Here is a 19,385-nt window from a genome sequence, read left to right on the forward strand (position 1 = left end):
TAATTTCGTTTATGATGTCTAAATAATGACTAGTTCTATTTTACTAGATACTACAAGAATCGAAACATATGGAGGTACAGAAATGGAAGAGACGATTTCCCTCAAAGAAATTTTTGAGGTTATCAAGAAGCGGTTGCTGCTGATTGTTTCCTTGATCGTTGGTGCGGCATTGATTAGTGCTATTATTAGTTATTTTGTTTTAACGCCGACGTATCAGTCTAGCACGCAGTTTATTGTTAACCAAAGTGAGCAGGATCCTGCTGCACAATATGATGTAAATAATATCCGGACAAATGTCGAATTGATCAATACGTATAATGTTATCATTAAAAGTCCTGCGATATTGGAAGATGTTATTAATGAATTAGACCTATCGCTTACTACTGAAGAGTTGCAAGATAAAATTGAAGTCGCCAGTGCAGAAAATTCGCAGGTTGTGACGGTGACAGCGACAGATCCAGATGCAAACCTTGCCGCACAAATGGCGAACAAAACGGTGGAAATTTTTCAAGAGCAAATTCCTGATATTATGAATGTCGATAACGTGAAAATATTATCGGAAGCGGAAGTGAAGGCTGATCCAACACCGGTAAGTCCGAAGCCAATGTTGAATATTGCGATTGCGATTGTGCTTGGCGGAATGGTCGGTGTTGGGCTTGCGTTCTTGCTTGAGTACTTGGATAACACGATTAAAACGGAAGATGATATTGACAAGAAGCTTAATGTACCGGTATTAGGTGTGATCAGTCATATCGATGATAAAGATGTGCGGGGCGATAGTTATCAACCTGCAGCAAAACGAGCGAAACGAGGTGATTTCCGTGGCACGCAGAAAAAATCAATCTAGAACGAGCAAAATCAGACATTTAATCACCAAGCTGAATCCGAAGTCACCAATATCTGAGCAGTTCCGGACAGTCCGGACAAATTTGCAGTTTGCTTCGGTTGATGAAGAATTAGCAACGATTCTTGTTACGTCATCAGGGCCGGCAGAGGGGAAGTCATCGTCGGTATCGAATCTGGCGGTTGTCTACGCACAACAAGGTAAAAGAGTGCTGCTTGTCGATGCTGATTTAAGGAAACCCACTGCCCACTACACATTTCGACTTGATAACCTGACCGGGTTGAGTAACATCCTTGTTGGGGAGACACCGGTAGCGGAAGCCGTTTCAAATACGAATGTGGAAAATTTGGATGTGATCTCTTGTGGGCCAATCCCGCCAAATCCATCTGAATTACTAGGGTCCAAAAAGATGGAGCAATTTATCCAGGAGATACGTGGGTTATATGATGTGATTCTGTTCGACACACCTCCAGTACTTGCGGTAACCGATGCGCAAATTCTCGCTAACTATTGTGATGGATCCTTATTGGTGGTAAGAAGTAACCAAACAGAATACGATGCGGCTAAAAAGTCAATCGACGTCTTACAGTCCGCAAAAGCTAAATTCCTTGGTACGGTATTAAACGACCGGGAGAAAAAAGAAGCGAATTATTATTACTACTACGGTACAAATTAAATCATGCTCCTCACTTTTGTTGGGTGAGGAGTTTTGCTATACGAATTCGATCAGCGCAAAGACTAGTTCCACAACAACACGAAAATCATCGTTTTAATAGCTTATGTTTGTTATCCTTGTAATTAGGAATTAACTACTACAAGAAAAGCTTCTCAGATAGACGAAATATGATGAAGTGAGGGTGGTTACATGATCGATATAAATTGTCATATCTTGCCTGGCCTTGATGATGGTCCTCAGTCACTACGGGAGACACTTGCGATGGCCAAAAAGGCTGCTAAACAGGGGATTCATACGGTAATTGCAACGCCACATCACAATAATGGCATGTTTCAGAATGAGAAGGATGCGATTATTGGGGCGGTAGACTATGTAAATGCAAAACTACGTGAGGCGGAGATTGATCTGATGGTGTTGCCTGGCCAGGAGATTATGATGTATGCAGACATCGTAGCGGATTTGGAACGTGGGTTATTGTTGCCACTCAATGAGTCTTCGGGTTATGTGCTGCTCGAGATGCCGACCAGCCATGTGCCATCATTTGCTTCCCAGCTTGTTTTCGACATGCAAATTGCTGGGTACAAGCCGATTATTGCTCACCCGGAGGAGAACCGGGAATTAGTAGATAATCCGAATCGCTTGTATGATCTGGTGAAAAATGGCGCACTAACACAGTTGAATGCAGCGAGTATAACTGGTTCAGCTGGCAAGCGAACGGAAAAATTTGCGTTAAACATGCTGGAAGCGAGCTTAGCCCAATTTATCGGGTCAAATGCTTACGATGCGAAAAAACGGGATAGTAAACTACAACAGGCATATAAAGTAATGACAAAACAATTGGGTGCCCAGACGGCCGATTTGCTCATGGAAAATAGTGAATTACTTACTCAGGGCAAACCGATTATTAAAGATGCACCAAGTCGCATGACGAAACGTAAAGGCTTATTCTCGCGTTAAAGGACGCCTCTATGCTTATATAGGACATTCCGCCTATGGTAAACCAGGAAATACGACTATTTATCCAAGCGCCATTATTTGGCAGTTATTCTATTGAACTGGTACACTATACTAGATTGTTTACGAGGAAGTGGTTATGTTGATCGACATACATTGTCATATTTTACCCGGAATCGATGATGGCGCAAAAACAACGGCAGAAAGCTTGGCAATGGCTCAAGCGGCTGTGCAACAGGGGATCCATACAATTATTGCAACGCCGCACCATCAAAATGGAAAATATAATAACCGAAAAGCCGATATTATCACCTATGTAGCGGATTTAAATGAGCAGTTGCAAGAGGAGGATATTCCGTTAACAATCCTTCCTGGGCAAGAAACGCGGATAAATGGGGACATGATTGAGGAAATCAAAACCGATGTACTCGTTCCATTGAATGGGGACACGAAATATTTGTTTGTTGAGTTCCCGTCTGGTTCCGTGCCACGGTATGCGAAACAGATGTTGTTTGACATCCAGGTAGCTGGGTATACACCAGTAATCGTTCACCCTGAGCGAAACCGGGCGATATCTGAGCACCCATCGATACTCTATGAATTTGTGCGGACAGGTGCACTGACACAGGTTACAGCTGCTAGTTTAGCCGGAAAGTTTGGGAAAAACATTCAAAAATTCTCCCATCAACTTGTTGAAGCAAATCTAACTCATTTCATCGCATCTGACGCGCACAATACGACAACGAGAGGCTTCACGATGAAAGAAGCGTATCAAGAATTACGCGATCAGCACGGAAACGAGGCGTTTTACACATTCATGGAAAATTGCCAGCTGTTAGTAGATAATCAAAATGTTATCAAAAATGAACCTGAACCGGTTAAAAAGAAGAAGTTTCTTGGGCTGTTTTAACTTGAAGAATGATGGAGGAAAATGCTTATATCGCGCACATAGATCCCGAAGTTCAGCATGTTATATCGCATTTTCCACCTTTATAACCTTAACCATACTGTATCCTTAATGGATTAAAAACGTTGTAAAACGGGTATGGTACGTTCATATTGTTATGTGGATTTTTACTAGCTGTGTTGATGCGATGCAGCTCTTGTTTAATGGGGGTAGGACCAGTGATAAACGTTTTGGTAGTTGATGATCAGCGATTGTTCCGAGAAGGCGTTCAAGCGTTAATTCGCACAGAAAATGACATGGATGTTATCGGGATCGCGGAGAATGGTGAAGAAGCACTCCAAAAAACTGCTGATATGCAACCTGATGTTGTATTGATGGATATCCATATGCCGGATTTGGATGGCATTAAGACTACAGCAAAAATTAAAGAATCCTATCCCATGGTGAAAGTTGTGCTACTGACTGCAACTGCCGAGGAAGAGCTCATTATCCGGGGAATTACAGTAGGAGCGGACGGGTTCTTAGTCAAAGAAATCTATGCGGATAACCTCCATCAGGCGATTCGTGACGCATATCGAGGACAAGTCGTTTTCTCGGGAGACGTAGCCAGAATACTAGCGCAACGGATCCGGCAATTAACGTTAAGTAAAAAGCAAATCCTCGCAAAGAAACTAGAAAACCGAAACATTTACCTAACAAATCGAGAACTGGATATCGCCTATCTATTCATGAAGGACAATTCCAATAAGCAAATCGCGAAGCAACTGTACCTTGGTGAAGGGACAATTAAAAACTATATTAGTGAAATCTATAACAAAATTAATATTCACAATCGCGAACAGGCACGGGGTTATTTAAAAGAACTACTAAAGAATTAACCGTAGACTATATCCTTCAGGAACATACAAATTATGACTTTTTCCTAGCTGAGTCACTATAAAAATGACTAGTGCTTTAGTATGATTGAAATGTTGTTCATTTATATTCGAGCTGCTAGTAAGTAAGTGGATGTGTAGCCAAATTATGTCTGGAAATGAAATATCTTTTACTAGATGAAAGATAGTAATCAAGTATATAATTAATTATGGTATTTTGCGATAAATCAAAGAAATACAGACGTCATGATTGTCGAAATATATTGGTTTGTGAATACCTAAGTTAATAAAATAGTGATGCATGGTTATTACATAAATTTATAGTAATCATCCATTGCTATTTTATTTATAGTAAACGTTAAGGATTCAGAACTATATACTTATATATTATTCATACAATAATCAAACTTAGGGAGGGGATTACTTGCAAAAAGTAAAAAAAGCAATCATCCCAGCGGCAGGTCTGGGTACACGATTCTTACCGGCAACAAAGGCAATGCCGAAAGAAATGTTACCAATTGTTGATCGACCGACGATTGAATATATTGTCGAAGAAGCCGTTGAGTCAGGCATAGAAGATATTATTATTGTGACAGGTAAAGGGAAGCGTGCGATAGAGGATCATTTTGATATTAACTTCGAATTAGAAGACAATCTAGTAAAGAAAGGCAAGTTTGAATTACTAGAAAAAGTTAGACAGTCGTCGAAAGTGGAAATCCATTACATACGACAAAAAGAACCAATGGGATTAGGACATGCTGTATGGTGTGCACGGAAGTTTATTGGGGATGAACCATTTGCCGTACTATTAGGTGATGACATTGTCCAGGCAGAAAAACCTTGTTTACAACAATTAATCGAACAGTTTGATGCGACACAATCATCCGTTATCGGTGTGCAAAAAGTACCTCATGAAGAAACACATCGTTATGGTATTATTGATCCTAGTACAATTGAAGGCAGACGTTATCAAGTAAGTAACTTTGTTGAAAAACCGGAACAAGGAACTGCTCCTTCTAATCTAGCAATTATGGGTCGTTACATCTTAACGCCTGAGATTTTCGATTTTCTGGACAAGCAAGAAACTGGTGCTGGCGGGGAGATTCAATTGACCGATGCAATTCAGAAGTTGAATGGTATTCAGAGTGTGTATGCTTATGACTTTGAGGGTAAGCGGTATGATGTTGGGGAGAAGTTAGGGTTTATTCGGACAACGATTGAGATGGCATTGCAAGATAAAGCGTTTGGACAAGAAGTAGAGGCTATGCTTAAAGAACTTCTGACTGAAAAAACGTATATATAAGGGTTAATATATGGAGGTAAGAAAATGAATATCGCTGTTGTTGGTACTGGTTATGTAGGCCTAGTCACTGGTGTTAGCCTGTCTGAAATTGGCCATCATGTGACATGCATTGATATTGATGAAGCAAAAGTTGAAAAGATGCAGAATGGAATTTCCCCAATCTATGAACCTGGCTTAAGCGAATTAATGACCAAGAATATAGGGAAAAACCGTTTATTCTTCACAACAAACCATCGTGAAGGATTTGAACATGCAGAAGTCATCTACATTGCAGTCGGTACACCGGAAAATGAAGATGGTTCAGCCAATCTAAACTTTGTCGAACAAGTTGCCAAAAACATTGCGGAACATGTAAAACAGGATACGGTTGTAGTTACAAAGAGCACGGTCCCTGTTGGTACGAATCATAAACTGAAACAAATCATTAATACGAATCTAGTTCATGATGTCAAAGTAGACATGGTATCAAACCCAGAATTCCTAAAAGAGGGATCCGCTATTCATGACTCCTTCCATGGCGACCGCATTGTGATCGGTTCGGATAGTGAAAAAGCTTCAAATCTATTAGAAGAGGTTAATAAAGCCTTTGGAGTCGCAATCTATCGGACAGATATTAGAAGTGCAGAAATGATTAAATATGCGGCCAATGCATTTCTTGCAACAAAAATTAGCTTTATTAACGAAATCTCAAACATTTGTGAGCTAGTAGATGCCAACGTGGAAGATGTTGCAGAAGGTATGGGCTTAGATAAACGAATCGGTAACAAATTCTTAAACGCCGGAATTGGTTATGGTGGGTCTTGCTTCCCTAAAGATACAAAAGCACTTATTAAAATTGCCGGTAATGTTGATTATGACTTTGAATTATTAAAAGGTGTAGTCAATGTGAATAAAAAGCAACAAGGACTATTAATAGATAAGTTGAACAATAGATTTGATTCATTAAAAAGTAAAAAAGTTGCTGTTTTAGGACTTGCTTTCAAACCAGATACAGATGATATGAGGGAAGCAGCTTCTATTGTTATAACAGAAGAATTAGTGAAACACGGTGCAGAAGTGATTGCTTATGATCCAATTGCGATGGATAATGCTAAACAAATTCTAAATTCTGAAGTCCAGTATGCAGAAAATGTGGAAGAAGCTATCAAGGGTGCCGATGCTGCATTGATTCTTACGGAATGGGATGAAATTAAAAATATCGATTTGAATTTGTTTGATACGATGAACTATCCATTGGTTATTGATGGTCGGAATTGTTTTGCCTTGGATACAATGAAAGATTATCGTGTTGAATATTATTCGGTTGGAAGACCGTTTGTACCTTCAATAAAAAAGGATATGCTATTTAATAGTTGAATTCATTTTATGAAAGTAGGTGAGTATTTAAGTGAGTAAAAATGGTTCAGAATTGAATTCTACTTCGGCTTATTTATCGACAACTAAACAGGAAATAAAGAAGGTTAATGTTTCAAATGTGTACTTAATCGTAAAGCGTTGTATGGATATTGTTGTTGCTTTTTTAGGGATAATCATAACTTCACCTATTTTTGCCATTATTAGTATTATGTATTTATTTGGTGATTCTAAAGGCCCTTTATACTTTAAACAGCAAAGGTATGGAAAAAACGGAGATCTATTTTGTATTTATAAGTTTAGGTCTATGGTTACTAATGCAGATGAAAAACTAAAGAGTAACAAAGTATTGTATCAAAAGTATCTTAAAAATAATTATAAGCTTGAGCAAGATGAGGATCCTAGGATAACGAAGCTAGGTAGATTTTTAAGAAAAACTAGTTTGGATGAGCTTCCTCAGCTAATTAATGTGTTAAAAGGTGATATGAGCTTGGTCGGGCCAAGACCGATTGTTGAGGAAGAATTAAGGGAGTATAAGTATAAAAGAGATGATTTTCTTTCGGTGAAGCCTGGAGTTACTGGTTATTGGCAGGTCAGTGGTCGGAGTAATGTTGGGTATCCGGAGAGAGTGGATTTAGAATTATATTATGTATACAATCAATCATTGTATCTTGACATGAAAATCCTAATTATAACAGTGATAGTGGTTTTTTTAAAAAAAGGTGCTTACTAGGATACATAAAAATGGCGGTTTTTGACATGGGAATAAATTCAAAAATCCAAATTTGGAGATACTGAAAAAAGAATTTAATGTATTAATTTTGGACGATGATATCCTTGTAGAAAAGTTGGAAGCAACTATGTTGGCACAGAATAAATCTACTGAACCAGTTTTTAAAATGAAATATGATCCATAGGTAATAAAATTTTTCGAAAAACTTAATGATGAATATTACCGCAATCACCTAATGTTTCGAGCTTGGTTGGATCAAGATCACTGTTACTTAATGAGGTGGATCAATGTACGAATTGTGAGAGACAATGGTTGAGTGTTCTCGAGGATTGAATTGAGTAAGATTTCAAATTAATATTTAAAACAGTTTTTATTTTATTTAGTTCCAAAGATACTTTTTTAGATTATTTTACAAAGAGGCTAAAAGATGAGATTCAGCTTGATATTTAATAAACAAAAATTATATACTACTATATTGCTAGCTTGTACATTAGCTACTGTTGTTAGTGTGAGTATTTATCATTCTTTGCTTATAGTATTATTTTTATTATTAGTTTGTTTCATAAGTATCTCTAATAAAAAGATTTTTTATTTTATGTTTTCATCAATGATAATACTACAGATTTATCCTGCTGGTGAATCAGTAACATTGGCTGTTTTAATGTATTTGGTTTTTGCAATATATTATATTTATAGGGATAGTACAATTTTCAATAATAAAATCTTACACTTATATATTTTTTACATTTTAACCTTATGTTTGAGTCTCTTATACTCTATTAATATGGAATTCGGTTTGACCTATATATTTTATGTTTTTGTTGGTTTATTAGCTATCATTGTGGGACTTGGTTTGAAAAATATAAGGTATGAATATATTGATATTATTTTAAAAGGAATAGCAATAATAACAATTCCGATATCAATAATTAATATAATATTTTTTCTTTACCCTGAATCAGAGATAATTTTTTTAAAGAGTGAAATTGCCGGATGGTTAATGCATCCAGGAACTGTAAACGGCTTGTTTGAAGGGAGTCCTAATAATATACTTGATCCTACAAAGGCTGGTACAGTTTTCGTAAATACTAATGTTGCAGCAGTATTTTTTAATATACTTTATTGGATTGGATTAAGTATATATTTAGCAAATAAAAACAAAATTTATTTATTTATAAGCTTACTTCATTTAAGTGCAATGCTAACAACTAACTCCAGAGCGGGAATATTATCTTTGGTTCTTTCGTCAGTGATTGTGTTTTTAATATTCTCAAAGAGAAATTTAAAAACCTTAAGTTGTTTTATATTTGGAATACCAATTTTTGTCATAGGGATTATTTGGGTTTTAATGTTGGGTGATTTTTCCAATATCTTGGATAGGCTTTCTGTTAATACAATAGAAAACGACCCAAGAATGAGCCTATGGAGTTCAATACCAATAATAGTTGATAATTATATTTTAGGTTTGGGTTTTGGTGGGTGGGAGCAATTTCATAACATGCCTGCCCATAATATTTTTCTAATAATTTGGTTACAAAGTGGCTTGTTAGGTCTATTCGCTATTTTATTATTATTCATTTATATTCTAAAAGAATCTTATCGTGGAATCAGAAAACAATATATTAACATAATAGTATTTGCTAGCACTATTATCGTGTTAATTCAAGGTTCCTTTGATAATTATTTCTTGAATAACTTAAGAATATCATTATTATATTTTCTATTAGTGGGTTTGATATTCAGTAGCAGAGGGCCTTCAAATAAACAAAAATCATCTTCTCAATAGTTAGGAGTATTGAATTGAATATAGGATTATACAGAAATACTTTTCTGCCACCGTCGGAATTATTTATATATGATCAAATTAGCCATTTTACAAATACTAATGTGAAAGTCATTACAAGAGAAATTGCAAATGCAGAATACTTCAATTTTGATAATTTAAGTATTTTATCTTTAACAGATAGTAAAAAGCTTTTATGTGCACAAAGTTTTAAAAAAATATTATTTACTCTTACTAGAAAGTCAAAGGCGCTAGAAGATAGTATTGTTAGTAACAATATTCATTTAATACATGCACATTTTGGTGTAGATGCGGTTTATGCACTTAAACTCGCGAAAAAAAATAATGTTCCATTAATTACAACATTTCACGGGTACGACATAACAAGGTTGCCTAAGTTCACGTTATTCCCTTTATCCTGGATGATTTATAATATTTATTTTGAGAAATTAAAAAAAGAGGGAGACGTATTTATTGCAGTTTCTAATTATATTAAAGAAAAACTAGAAAAAGCAGGATTTCCAAAAGAAAAAATAGTACTCCATCATATTGGTATAGATGTTGATAAAATTCCCTATAAGAAAGTTAGGAATAATAGGGAGGTAACAATATTAGCTGTTGGGAGGTTAACTGAAAAAAAGGGGACCATTTATTTATTGAAAGCTTTTGAGGAGCTATATCAAAAGCATAAAAATATAAAGTTAATATTAGTTGGAGATGGACCCTTAAAAGAAAAATTAATGCAATTTACTGATGATCTTAAATCAAAATCAAAAATCGTATTTAAAGGTGCCTTAAAACATATTGAAGTCATCAATGAGATGTTAAATGCAGATATTTTTTGCTTTCCAAGCATAACCGCGGGTGATGGTGATCAGGAAGGTTTAGGAATGGTTCAATTAGAGGCGGCTGCAACGGGATTACCAGTTGTAGCATCTGATAGCGGTGGAATTAAAGATGGTATCATTCATAATCAAACGGGATATTTGGTAAGAGAAAAGGATGTAAAACAACTTACTGAAGGAATTGGTATCTTAATTGAAAATAAAAAATTAAGAGAAGAATTAGGTTCTCATGGGCGTGAGAATATGGAAAAAAATTTTAATATAAATACTCAGAGTAAGATGTTGGAACAGATTTATAAGGAGACTGTTGAAAAATGAATATATGCATGGTATCCAGATCAACAATATTCCACAAGGTATATGGTGGAATGGAACATGTAGCAAATGAACTTGCGGAACAATTAAGTGCCATGGGACACAATATTGCATTTATAACAACGTCATTCTCAGAAGGTCAAAAAGATTTAATTCATCTTAAAAAAAACGGGTACGAAATTTTTTCAATACCTAATACTAAGCCAATGTCATATTCCAGGTCGTGGTGGAATCGGGTTATTCCTTATTTTGAACAGTTAAATAGTGACATCAATTTCGATTTAGTTTTTAGTGTGAGTGCTGCCGCAAACTCTTTGGTAAAGAAAAAGGTCAACTATAATATCCCTTTCGTATTTCAAGCCCACGGAACGTCTTTAGGAGAATTCAAAACAAAACTGCAATTGGGATGGAAAAAGAAATTAAGCAGCTTGAAAAATGTGTATGGCTATATTTTAGATTTATTATCTATTCCCAAGTATGATCTTGTTATTACAGTAGGTGAGAAAGTATATAAAGATTATTTGGACTCATTTATTAAACTAAATAATAAGGTTATCTTAATTAACAATGCAATTGATACAGATAAATTTAGATATGATGAAAACAGCTATAAGAATGTAAGGCATCACCTAAATATTCCTTTGGAAGCGGAAGTGTATATTTCGACATCTAGATTACACGCTGAAAAAGGAGTAAAGCAATCGATAGATATATTTAATGAAATCAGAAAAAACTTTAATAATTCCTATTTTCTTGTTATTGGTGATGGTCCCGAGAAAAACAACCTCGAAAATCAAGTATCTCAACTAGGATTACAGGACAATGTTTTGTTTTTGGGAGAAATTCAGAGAGACGAGTTAAATAAATATTATAGTTGTTCAAACTATATGTTATTTTCCACATTAAGACAGGAAGTTGGTCTTACACTAACTTTATTGGAAGCAATGTCAAGTTCAATAATTTGCTTTGTTTCAGAATTTGTAAAGAGTAATGAGAATTTTCCATTAGTAACAATTAGGCCTAATGATGTAATGTATTCATCAGAAAAAGTTATAAAATATATAAAAAAAGATAATTTAAATCTAGATATTGAATCAGGAAAGAATATGATAATAGATAAATATTCTGTAAGTAAATGGGCTGTAAGGTATATACAAGCGTTTAAAAACTTAAAACGACATAACAAAGGTGAATAAAATATGAAATATGACTTTATAATAATATCAACAGCGGATTGGAATAATCCATTTTGGACAAATAAGCAGCATATTGCTAAAAGACTCGCTGATAGAGGTCATAGAGTTTTATATGTGGATTCAATAGGACTTAGACGTCCTTCTGTTAATAAAAGGGATGTAAAAAGAATATTCTCGAAGCTCAAGAAGTTCACGCAAGGATTTAAGAAAAAACAAAATAATCTTTGGATTTGGTCGCCTGTAGTTTTGCCATTACATGGAAACGTGTTTGTAAGAAAATTAAATTTTAAGTTATTAGAACTATTTCTGAAAAGATATTCTAAAAAATTGAAATTCAACAATATTATTTTATGGGTTTACAACCCATTAACACAATCATTAATTGGAAAATTAAATGAAAAATTGTCAGTATACCATTGTGTTGATGAATTGGCTGAACAACCAGGTATGCCAATTCAAACTTTAAAAAGTGAAGAATCTACACTACTAGAAAAAGTTGACTTAGTATATGCCACCTCACTAAATCTTTATAATTTAAAAAGAAGGTTTAATAAACATACCTATTATAGTCCTAATGTAGCAGACTTTGCCCATTTTAATAAAGCCATCACAGACAATTTTGAAAGACCAAAAGAATTTAAGAATATTTCTGGTCCTATAGTAGGATTCATTGGTGCAATCAGTAGTTATAAACTCAATTTTGATCTAATAGAGTCTGTAGCTAAAATGAATCCTGAATTAAATTTCATTTTTATAGGTCAAATAGGTGAAGGAGAGCCTAGTACTAATATTGAAAAGCTTACAAACATCAAAAATGTTTTCTTTTTAGGTCCAAAAGACTATAGAATGTTACCGAGATATCTAAAAGAATTTGATGTTTGTCTGTTACCAAACAATTTAAATGAGTATACAAAGAATATGTTCCCCATGAAATTTTTTGAGTACCTTGCCGCCGGGAAACCAGTGGTTATGACTCCTCTTGATGCATTAAAGGATTATTATGATTTATGTTATGTTGGTCATGATAGTTTATCCTTCTCTGAAGCAATTCAAAAAGCTATAAATGAAAAAGATGAAACGATCATTCAAAAAAGGATTCAAGAGGCTAAAAAGCATGATTGGGAGTCAAGAATTAATAAAATGTTAAGAATAGTTAATGAAAAAGTGTCAGAATTGGAGATTTAACATGGATATTGCGATTGTAGTAAGGTCTTTTCATAATAATGGTGGTATTTCAAAGCATTCTGTAGAATTAGCTGAATTTCTGGTAAAAAAACATAATGTTCACGTGGTAACAAACTATTGGGATGAATCACTAGATATTGTAAAGAAAATAACAATGCACAAAGTAAATAAACCTAAGAAAAATTTGATAATGGATTTTCTTTTATTTATTATTTATTCAACGCTATATCTAATTAAGAATAGGTCAAAGTTTGATTTGATTGTCTCAAATGGCTGCGGCACGACTTTAGTACATGATATTCTTGTAGAGCATAGCTTTCACAGTGGCTGGATAAATTACAAGATTAAACATCAAAAAGGCATAAAAAGTAAACTATGGTTTTTGAATCCAATGCATTCAATTAATTTAATTGTAGAAAATATAAATTATCGTAAGGCAAAATTTGTAGTTGCTATTTCAAATGTAGTAAAAGATCAAGTTTTAAAAAAGTATAATATTAAGTCTGATAACATAAAGGTCATTTATAACGGGGTTAATTGCAGGCAATTTATAACGGAAAATAAAACTTATAACAGACATAAATTAATACGTGAATTAGGGTTGAATGATAATGATAAAATATTGTTGTTTATAGGCTGGGAATTAGAAAGAAAAGGGTTTGGAACAATTATAAAGGCTTTAGATACAATCAAAAGAGATGATATAAAACTGTTAGTAGTGGGGAGCGATGCCAATAGTCGTATAAAGTCGATTATTGAAAGCAAAGGTCTTAAAAATCATGTGATGTTTTTAGGTAAAAGAAATAATACTGACTATTATTATTCTGCTGCTGATTTATTTGTATTTCCAACTTATTATGAAGCTTTTGGTTTAGTTATTTTGGAATCATTAGCTTGTGGTACGCCTGTAATTACTAGTAAAATAGCCGGAGCAGCTGAATTGATTACTCATCAGAAAGAAGGATTATTATTGAATGATCCAAGTAATGCTTCGGAGTTGACAGAACAGTTACTTCATGTAGTCGATGATTCCCAAGGGATCTATAGAATGGGGCAGAATGGAAGAAAACTTGCTGAAGAATATGATTGGAATAAGGTATGTGCTCAATATGAAGAAACGTTATTAAAAACATGGGAGAGAATGAAAGTTGAATAAGAAAAATTGGATTTCTTTCCTAATCCTTTTTATAGGTAATTTTATTAGTAAAGCTTTGGGACTAGTAAGAGAGTTATTGATTGCTTTTTTATTTGGAACATCTTCAGTTGCTGATGCCATAAGGATTGCTCAACACGTATTTCTAGTGCCTTTAAGTATGCTCTCGAGCGAAGCAAGTTCAAGTTCATTTATTCCACAGTATAGAAAATATTTGAAACAAAATGATAAAGAATCGGCCCAATCATTATATAGTTTAATTCTTATTATATTTGTGTTTTTTTCTTTGATTTTCACAGTTATAGCTTTGTTATATACTGAGGATATAATATTACTTTTTGTCTCAGATGTTTCCAATGAAGTATTAGAGTATTCTAAGGTAATTTTTATACCAATGACGTTATGCACAATATTTTATACATTATCTATATTGTTTATATGGAAATTACAAGCAGATGATAACTTTTATTTGCTATCCGCTAGACCGATAGTACAAAACTTATCCTTTATTTTGTTTATGATCATTAGTTCTTTTCTATTTATGCCTTCTTTAATTGGATGGGGCTTTTCGTTTGCATATATTATTATCGTTATATTTTCATTGATTATGTATAGGGACTCCTTAAAACCTATTATAAAAATAAATGAAGGTAGAATTTTATTAGGTAATTTTTTCAAGGAATATAAGTATCTAATTTTAGTAGTTTTAATATTTCAGGGGTTATTTGTTCTGGAAAGATATTTTGCTTCGGCAATTGGAGAAGGTGCTATAGCTGCTTTAGATTATGCCAAATTTGCTGTGGAATCTCCACATTTTATGATTGGTGTACCAATTGCAACCATAGCACTTAATTATTTTTCCGGTTCAAAATTAAATGAACATGGTCAAGTAACCATCCAATTAAGTAAGGTTTTGGCATTAATTCTATTACCAATTGGAATAATGTTACTTCCGTTTTCTGAGATATTAATGAAATTGCTGTATTTAAGGGGAGAGTTTGACCAAACTTCTCTTGAATTAACTCAAATTGGTTTTAAGGGATATATACTTGGTTTGTGGGCAATGTCAGGTTCTTTAGTTTTACAGAAAATTTATAATGCTAGTCTAAATAGTAAAAAGTTAATTGGATATTTACTTATAAGTTTTGTAATAAGTATTGTTAGCAATGTTTTACTAATTAATAAATTAGGATTGTTTGGTATAGGTTTTTCAACAAGTTTGTTTTATGCTACTTATTTACTTTTAATGATTTTTGGTTTAGGTGTTTTTAAAAATGTGTATAAATATTTTGTGGTCGGAATTGTAAGTAGTATATTTTTATATTTATCCTATATTACCTTTGACAATTTGATAATATTCATCTTAGGTTTTTTAATTTACTACGTTATTGTTTGTGTGAAATTCAAATTTGTTTTTCGACAACTACTTATTAAAATAAAAAAGAAATATTAGCCATAGAACCCATTTATCGAATCGTAGGGGTACCTTTGATATTCGTAAAATGTTGATTTTTCTGCTTTATAAAAGGATTATTAGAAGTGTTAAATAAATTATAGTAAACCAATGAATCATAAAATTTAGGTGTGGAGTGACTAAAATGAAAGTAGCTATTGTACATGATTGGTTAGTTACATACGCAGGAGCAGAAAAAGTACTGGAAGAAATATTAAATATTTATCCTGACGCGGATTTGTTTAGCCTTGTTGATTTTATAGATAGCAAGAGTAGAGGTTTTATAAAGAATAAAAAAGTTAATACATCCTTTATACAAAAGCTACCATTTGCTAGGAAGAAATATAGAAACTATTTACCACTCATGCCATTGGCTATTGAACAGTTAGATGTATCGAAATATGATGTAATTATATCAAGTTCACACGCGGTTGCAAAGGGCATCATCACAGGTCCAGATCAACTACACATATCATATGTACATTCGCCAATTCGATATGCATGGGATTTACAACATCAGTATTTAAAAGAATCGAAAATGGGTAAAGGTTTAAAAGGTGCGATTACAAGGCTTATTTTACACAAGATCCGAAATTGGGATTACAGGACTTCTAATGGAGTGGATTACTTTTTGTCTAATTCTGATTTTATAGGTAGAAGAGTTTGGAAGGTGTATCGGCGAAAATCGAAAACGATATATCCTCCAGTAGATGTATCTGCCTTTTCTTTACATGAGCAAAAAGAAAATTTTTATTTTACTGCATCAAGGATGGTACCATATAAAAAAATTGATATTATCGTAGATGCATTTTCGAGGATGCCGGATAAAGAATTGGTTGTGATCGGCGATGGGCCGGATTTCAAAAAAATAATGAGTAAGGCGAGTTCTAATGTAACATTACTTGGGTATCAGTCTTTTAAAGTACTTAAGGATCATATGCAACGTGCCAAGGCCTTTGTTTTTGCAGCTGAAGAAGATTTTGGAATTACTCCTGTTGAAGCGCAAGCCTGTGGAACCCCAGTTATAGCGTTTGGAAAAGGTGGTTCCAGGGAAACAGTAAGCGGTTTAAATGAAAATAATAAACCTACAGGAGTGTTTTTTCATGAACAAACATCGGATGCAATTATAAAGGCGGTTAACAAATTTGAAGAAAACCAATCTATGATATCTTTGATGGATTGCAGGGAAAATGCAATTAGATTTTCACCAGAGAGGTTTAGGAATGAATTAAAAACCTTCGTGGAAAGCAGGTTTGACAAATATAACAGTAAGTGAGGGTTAACTATGAGATTAGTCTTATTATCAGGTGGATCAGGAAAACGTCTTTGGCCTTTATCCAATGATGCTAGATCAAAACAATTCTTAAAAGTACTAAATGACGAAGAAGGCAAAAAGGTTTCCGTGGTTCAAAGAGTATGGAGACAGTTAAAAAAGACTAATCTTGATGATAAATCTATTATAGCAACAAGTTACTCACAAGCGGATATGATAAAAAATCAATTGAAATATGACGTACCAATTGTAATAGAGCCTGAAAGAAGAGACACCTTCCCTGTAATAGCACTTGCAGCGGTTTATCGAGATGATATTGGTGTCAGACCCCCACTACGTTAATGTGCTAAGGTACACAAAGTATGGTGAATTAGTTTGTGACATCGATGACTATGGGCCAAACCTTCCATAGCCTCGGTTGATCCCAATATGGCGTAAACTAACATTCTTCTTTTTAGCCAAAAATAAAAGGTATAGAAAATAATGGGTATGGGGTCGAAGGATTGTGTGTGGTCAACACCTAATTTTTTCGACAGTTAATTAGGTCCGTAAGATCAAATACACCCCATCTGATTACGGGTGGGGTTTATTTGATCTTACGTTGCAATGAATTGGGGTGATGTTATGATAAAAGTATCGTGATGATTTTAAAATTTCACGGGAAAGACCTACGTCTAAACTGAATTACTTTTTTTAACACCAAGTTTACCTGAAATTTGTTGCATGTTGATACATGTTAAATTTCGTAAAATGAATATCCTGTTTATATTGCTGTACAAATCGTGTATAATGGTGATGCGAATAGGTATTTTGGCACTGTGAACTATCTTTTTAAAATAGTTAATTTTCCTTACTATATAAAGATATGTGATTGATTTTCACTAAGGATTCCTGTATTGGACAAGCCACTTAGTGAGTGAAATAGTACATTCATGTATTTATTAATTTGAAAAATCCTTCAAAAATTAATCCACCGAAAGGCATCATTACATTCCCCCGGGTGATATGAGAATGCGATCAATCTACTGTTTCTAGAATATAAGAAAATGGAAAGCAAATTCGTGGAGGTTATATAAAGTGAAGTTAGTTCTTCTATCTGGTGGTTCGGGGAAACGCCTGTGGCCACTATCAAACGATGCAAGATCAAAGCAATTTTTAAAAGTGTTAAGTGACGAAAATGGAAGTAAAGAATCTATGGTGCAACGAGTATGGGGACAATTAGAGAAAAACAACCTTGCTGACAACTCGGTCATTGCGACAAGTGTTGCCCAAGTCGATATGATAAAAAATCAATTGGGGTCGAATATACCAATTGTTACAGAACCCGAAAGACGCGACACTTTCCCTGCAATTGCACTAGCGGCAGTCTATTTATATTCCATACAAGCTTGTAGCCTTGATGAAGTTGTAGGGATGTTACCGGTGGATCCATATGTTGAAGATCGCTTTTTCACTAGAGTAAAAGATTTGGAAGAAACCCTAATCGATTCAAATGCCGATTTGGCACTAATGGGTGTAACACCAACATACCCGTCAGCAAAGTATGGTTATATTGTACCTGAGGCTAATTCTGAAAGAAGCTATTTAACGGTAAAATCATTTAGGGAAAAGCCAGATGAAAATACTGCTGAAGAGTTGATTAAAAATAATGCATTATGGAATTGTGGCGTGTTTGCCTTTAAATTGGGCTATATTATTGATCTATTAATAGGAAAAGGGTTACCAATTCAATATGACGAGCTGTTAAACCAATATAATCAAATGACTAAAAATAGTTTTGACTATGAGGTTGTAGAGAAGGCAAAACATATTGTTGCTTTACCTTACGATGGTTACTGGAAAGACCTTGGAACGTGGAATACACTAACCGAGGAAATGGCATCTAATTTCATCGGAAAAGGTGTTATAGGTGAAGGAGCCACGAATTCACATGTTGTTAATGAACTGGATATTCCCATCACCTTACTAGGGATCGATAATGCTGTTGTAGCAGCTAGCCCTGATGGAATACTTGTTACAAATAAGGATTCTAGTCCCAAGGTGAAAGGGTATGTTGGTAGGTTTGATGGACGTCCTATGTATGAAGAACGCCGCTGGGGCTGGTATAGAGTCCTAGAACATACGAAATATGATGAAGGAAATGAAGTATTAACCAAGCGAATTGGCATTAACGCAGGCAAAAACCTTAGCTATCAAATGCACTACAAACGCAGTGAAGTGTGGACGATTGTTAAAGGGGAAGGTGTATTTGTCCTTAATGATCACTTAAGCCATGTAAGAGCAGGGGATACTATTCAAGTTCCGTTGGCAGCTAAGCATGCGCTAAGAGCTACTACTGATATGGAGATTATTGAAGTGCAAACTGGCAGTGAGTTGGTGGAAGAGGATATTATTCGGATTGCTGTGGAGTGGGATGAGATTGTTAGGACTGTGAGGGTATGAAAATTTTTAAGGAGGATTAGTTAGGATGTTTGAGGACAGATCCCCACTACGTTATATTTAAATTAGCATAATTATAGTATATTATTATTTTTATA

The 19,385-nt window shown here is 34.4% G+C and carries 17 protein-coding genes and 1 pseudogene; all 18 read left to right on the forward strand.

Translation table 11 applies throughout. From position 1 onward, the window contains the following. Nucleotides 1–82 precede the first annotated feature (82 nt). The 18 genes and pseudogenes from C8270_RS07575 to C8270_RS07655 all read left to right on the forward strand — a co-directional run bounded on the left by C8270_RS07575 (nt 83) and on the right by C8270_RS07655 (nt 19,290). Nucleotides 83–847 (forward strand): YveK family protein, encoded by a 765-nt coding sequence (locus C8270_RS07575; RefSeq protein ID WP_106496248.1) that lies wholly within the window; start codon nt 83–85, stop codon nt 845–847. After that, nucleotides 822–1,520, forward strand: coding sequence for a CpsD/CapB family tyrosine-protein kinase (locus tag C8270_RS07580; protein WP_106496249.1), 699 nt, complete (start codon nt 822–824; stop codon nt 1,518–1,520). The genes C8270_RS07575 and C8270_RS07580 overlap by 26 nt, the downstream gene beginning before the upstream one ends. Before the next feature lie 189 nt (nt 1,521–1,709). After that, entirely contained in the window at nt 1,710–2,477 is a 768-nt protein-coding gene (locus C8270_RS07585; protein WP_106496250.1) for a tyrosine-protein phosphatase, read from the forward strand. A 139-nt stretch (nt 2,478–2,616) separates the two neighbouring features. Then, the gene (locus C8270_RS07590) at nt 2,617–3,384 is read left to right on the forward strand and encodes a tyrosine-protein phosphatase (protein ID WP_106498480.1); all 768 of its coding nucleotides are present in this window, start codon (nt 2,617–2,619) and stop codon (nt 3,382–3,384) included. A 215-nt stretch (nt 3,385–3,599) separates the two neighbouring features. After that, nucleotides 3,600–4,259 carry a response regulator transcription factor gene (locus tag C8270_RS07595; protein ID WP_106496251.1) on the forward strand — a complete coding sequence of 220 codons (660 nt, stop codon included), beginning with the start codon at nt 3,600–3,602 and terminating at the stop codon, nt 4,257–4,259. Between the two features lie 421 nt (nt 4,260–4,680). Then, nucleotides 4,681–5,559: a UTP--glucose-1-phosphate uridylyltransferase GalU gene (gene galU, locus C8270_RS07600; protein WP_106496252.1), complete on the forward strand. Its 879-nt coding sequence runs from the start codon at nt 4,681–4,683 to the stop codon at nt 5,557–5,559. Between the two features lie 24 nt (nt 5,560–5,583). Next, nucleotides 5,584–6,915: a UDP-glucose dehydrogenase family protein gene (locus C8270_RS07605; protein WP_106496253.1), complete on the forward strand. Its 1,332-nt coding sequence runs from the start codon at nt 5,584–5,586 to the stop codon at nt 6,913–6,915. Between the two features lie 94 nt (nt 6,916–7,009). After that, entirely contained in the window at nt 7,010–7,645 is a 636-nt protein-coding gene (locus tag C8270_RS07610) for a sugar transferase (RefSeq protein ID WP_442785825.1), read from the forward strand. Nucleotides 7,646–7,697: 52 nt separating this feature from the next. Then, a complete protein-coding gene (locus C8270_RS20635; RefSeq protein WP_267894833.1) occupies nt 7,698–7,829 on the forward strand; it encodes a hypothetical protein in 132 nt (43 codons plus the stop codon). A 600-nt stretch (nt 7,830–8,429) separates the two neighbouring features. Further along, complete coding sequence (locus C8270_RS07615; RefSeq protein WP_158701647.1) at nt 8,430–9,431, forward strand: O-antigen ligase family protein; 1,002 nt, start codon at nt 8,430–8,432, stop codon at nt 9,429–9,431. Nucleotides 9,432–9,445: 14 nt separating this feature from the next. Continuing rightward, a complete protein-coding gene (locus tag C8270_RS07620) occupies nt 9,446–10,591 on the forward strand; it encodes a glycosyltransferase (protein WP_158701648.1) in 1,146 nt (381 codons plus the stop codon). Nucleotides 10,592–10,641: 50 nt separating this feature from the next. Next, complete coding sequence (locus C8270_RS07625) at nt 10,642–11,784, forward strand: glycosyltransferase family 4 protein (protein ID WP_158701649.1); 1,143 nt, start codon at nt 10,642–10,644, stop codon at nt 11,782–11,784. Between the two features lie 3 nt (nt 11,785–11,787). Further along, entirely contained in the window at nt 11,788–12,969 is a 1,182-nt protein-coding gene (locus C8270_RS07630) for a glycosyltransferase (protein WP_106496257.1), read from the forward strand. Nucleotide 12,970: 1 nt separating this feature from the next. Continuing rightward, nucleotides 12,971–14,125, forward strand: a complete 1,155-nt coding sequence (locus C8270_RS07635) for a glycosyltransferase family 4 protein (protein ID WP_158701650.1) — start codon at nt 12,971–12,973, stop codon at nt 14,123–14,125. Then, the gene (murJ, locus tag C8270_RS07640; RefSeq protein WP_106496259.1) at nt 14,118–15,575 is read left to right on the forward strand and encodes a murein biosynthesis integral membrane protein MurJ; all 1,458 of its coding nucleotides are present in this window, start codon (nt 14,118–14,120) and stop codon (nt 15,573–15,575) included. The genes C8270_RS07635 and murJ overlap by 8 nt, the downstream gene beginning before the upstream one ends. Nucleotides 15,576–15,720: 145 nt before the next feature. Then, the gene (locus tag C8270_RS07645) at nt 15,721–16,851 is read left to right on the forward strand and encodes a glycosyltransferase family 4 protein (protein WP_106496260.1); all 1,131 of its coding nucleotides are present in this window, start codon (nt 15,721–15,723) and stop codon (nt 16,849–16,851) included. A 9-nt stretch (nt 16,852–16,860) separates the two neighbouring features. Next, a pseudogene (locus C8270_RS07650) lies at nt 16,861–17,154 on the forward strand (sugar phosphate nucleotidyltransferase); the annotation flags it as partial. Between the two features lie 771 nt (nt 17,155–17,925). After that, the gene (locus C8270_RS07655; protein ID WP_106496262.1) at nt 17,926–19,290 is read left to right on the forward strand and encodes a sugar phosphate nucleotidyltransferase; all 1,365 of its coding nucleotides are present in this window, start codon (nt 17,926–17,928) and stop codon (nt 19,288–19,290) included. Nucleotides 19,291–19,385: the final 95 nt, after the last annotated feature.

Source organism: Lentibacillus sp. Marseille-P4043 (assembly GCF_900258515.1).
Taxonomy (GTDB): domain Bacteria; phylum Bacillota; class Bacilli; order Bacillales; family Amphibacillaceae; genus Lentibacillus_C.

Coding starts and splice junctions, on each gene's coding strand:
- C8270_RS07575 (WP_106496248.1), top strand. CDS start 83: ATGGAAGAGACGATTTCCCTCAAAGAAATTTTTGAGGTTATCAAGAAG.
- C8270_RS07585 (WP_106496250.1), top strand. CDS start 1,710: ATGATCGATATAAATTGTCATATCTTGCCTGGCCTTGATGATGGTCCT.
- C8270_RS07605 (WP_106496253.1), top strand. CDS start 5,584: ATGAATATCGCTGTTGTTGGTACTGGTTATGTAGGCCTAGTCACTGGT.
- C8270_RS07615 (WP_158701647.1), top strand. CDS start 8,430: ATGGAATTCGGTTTGACCTATATATTTTATGTTTTTGTTGGTTTATTA.
- C8270_RS07625 (WP_158701649.1), top strand. CDS start 10,642: ATGGAACATGTAGCAAATGAACTTGCGGAACAATTAAGTGCCATGGGA.
- C8270_RS07630 (WP_106496257.1), top strand. CDS start 11,788: ATGAAATATGACTTTATAATAATATCAACAGCGGATTGGAATAATCCA.
- C8270_RS07635 (WP_158701650.1), top strand. CDS start 12,971: ATGGATATTGCGATTGTAGTAAGGTCTTTTCATAATAATGGTGGTATT.
- C8270_RS07645 (WP_106496260.1), top strand. CDS start 15,721: ATGAAAGTAGCTATTGTACATGATTGGTTAGTTACATACGCAGGAGCA.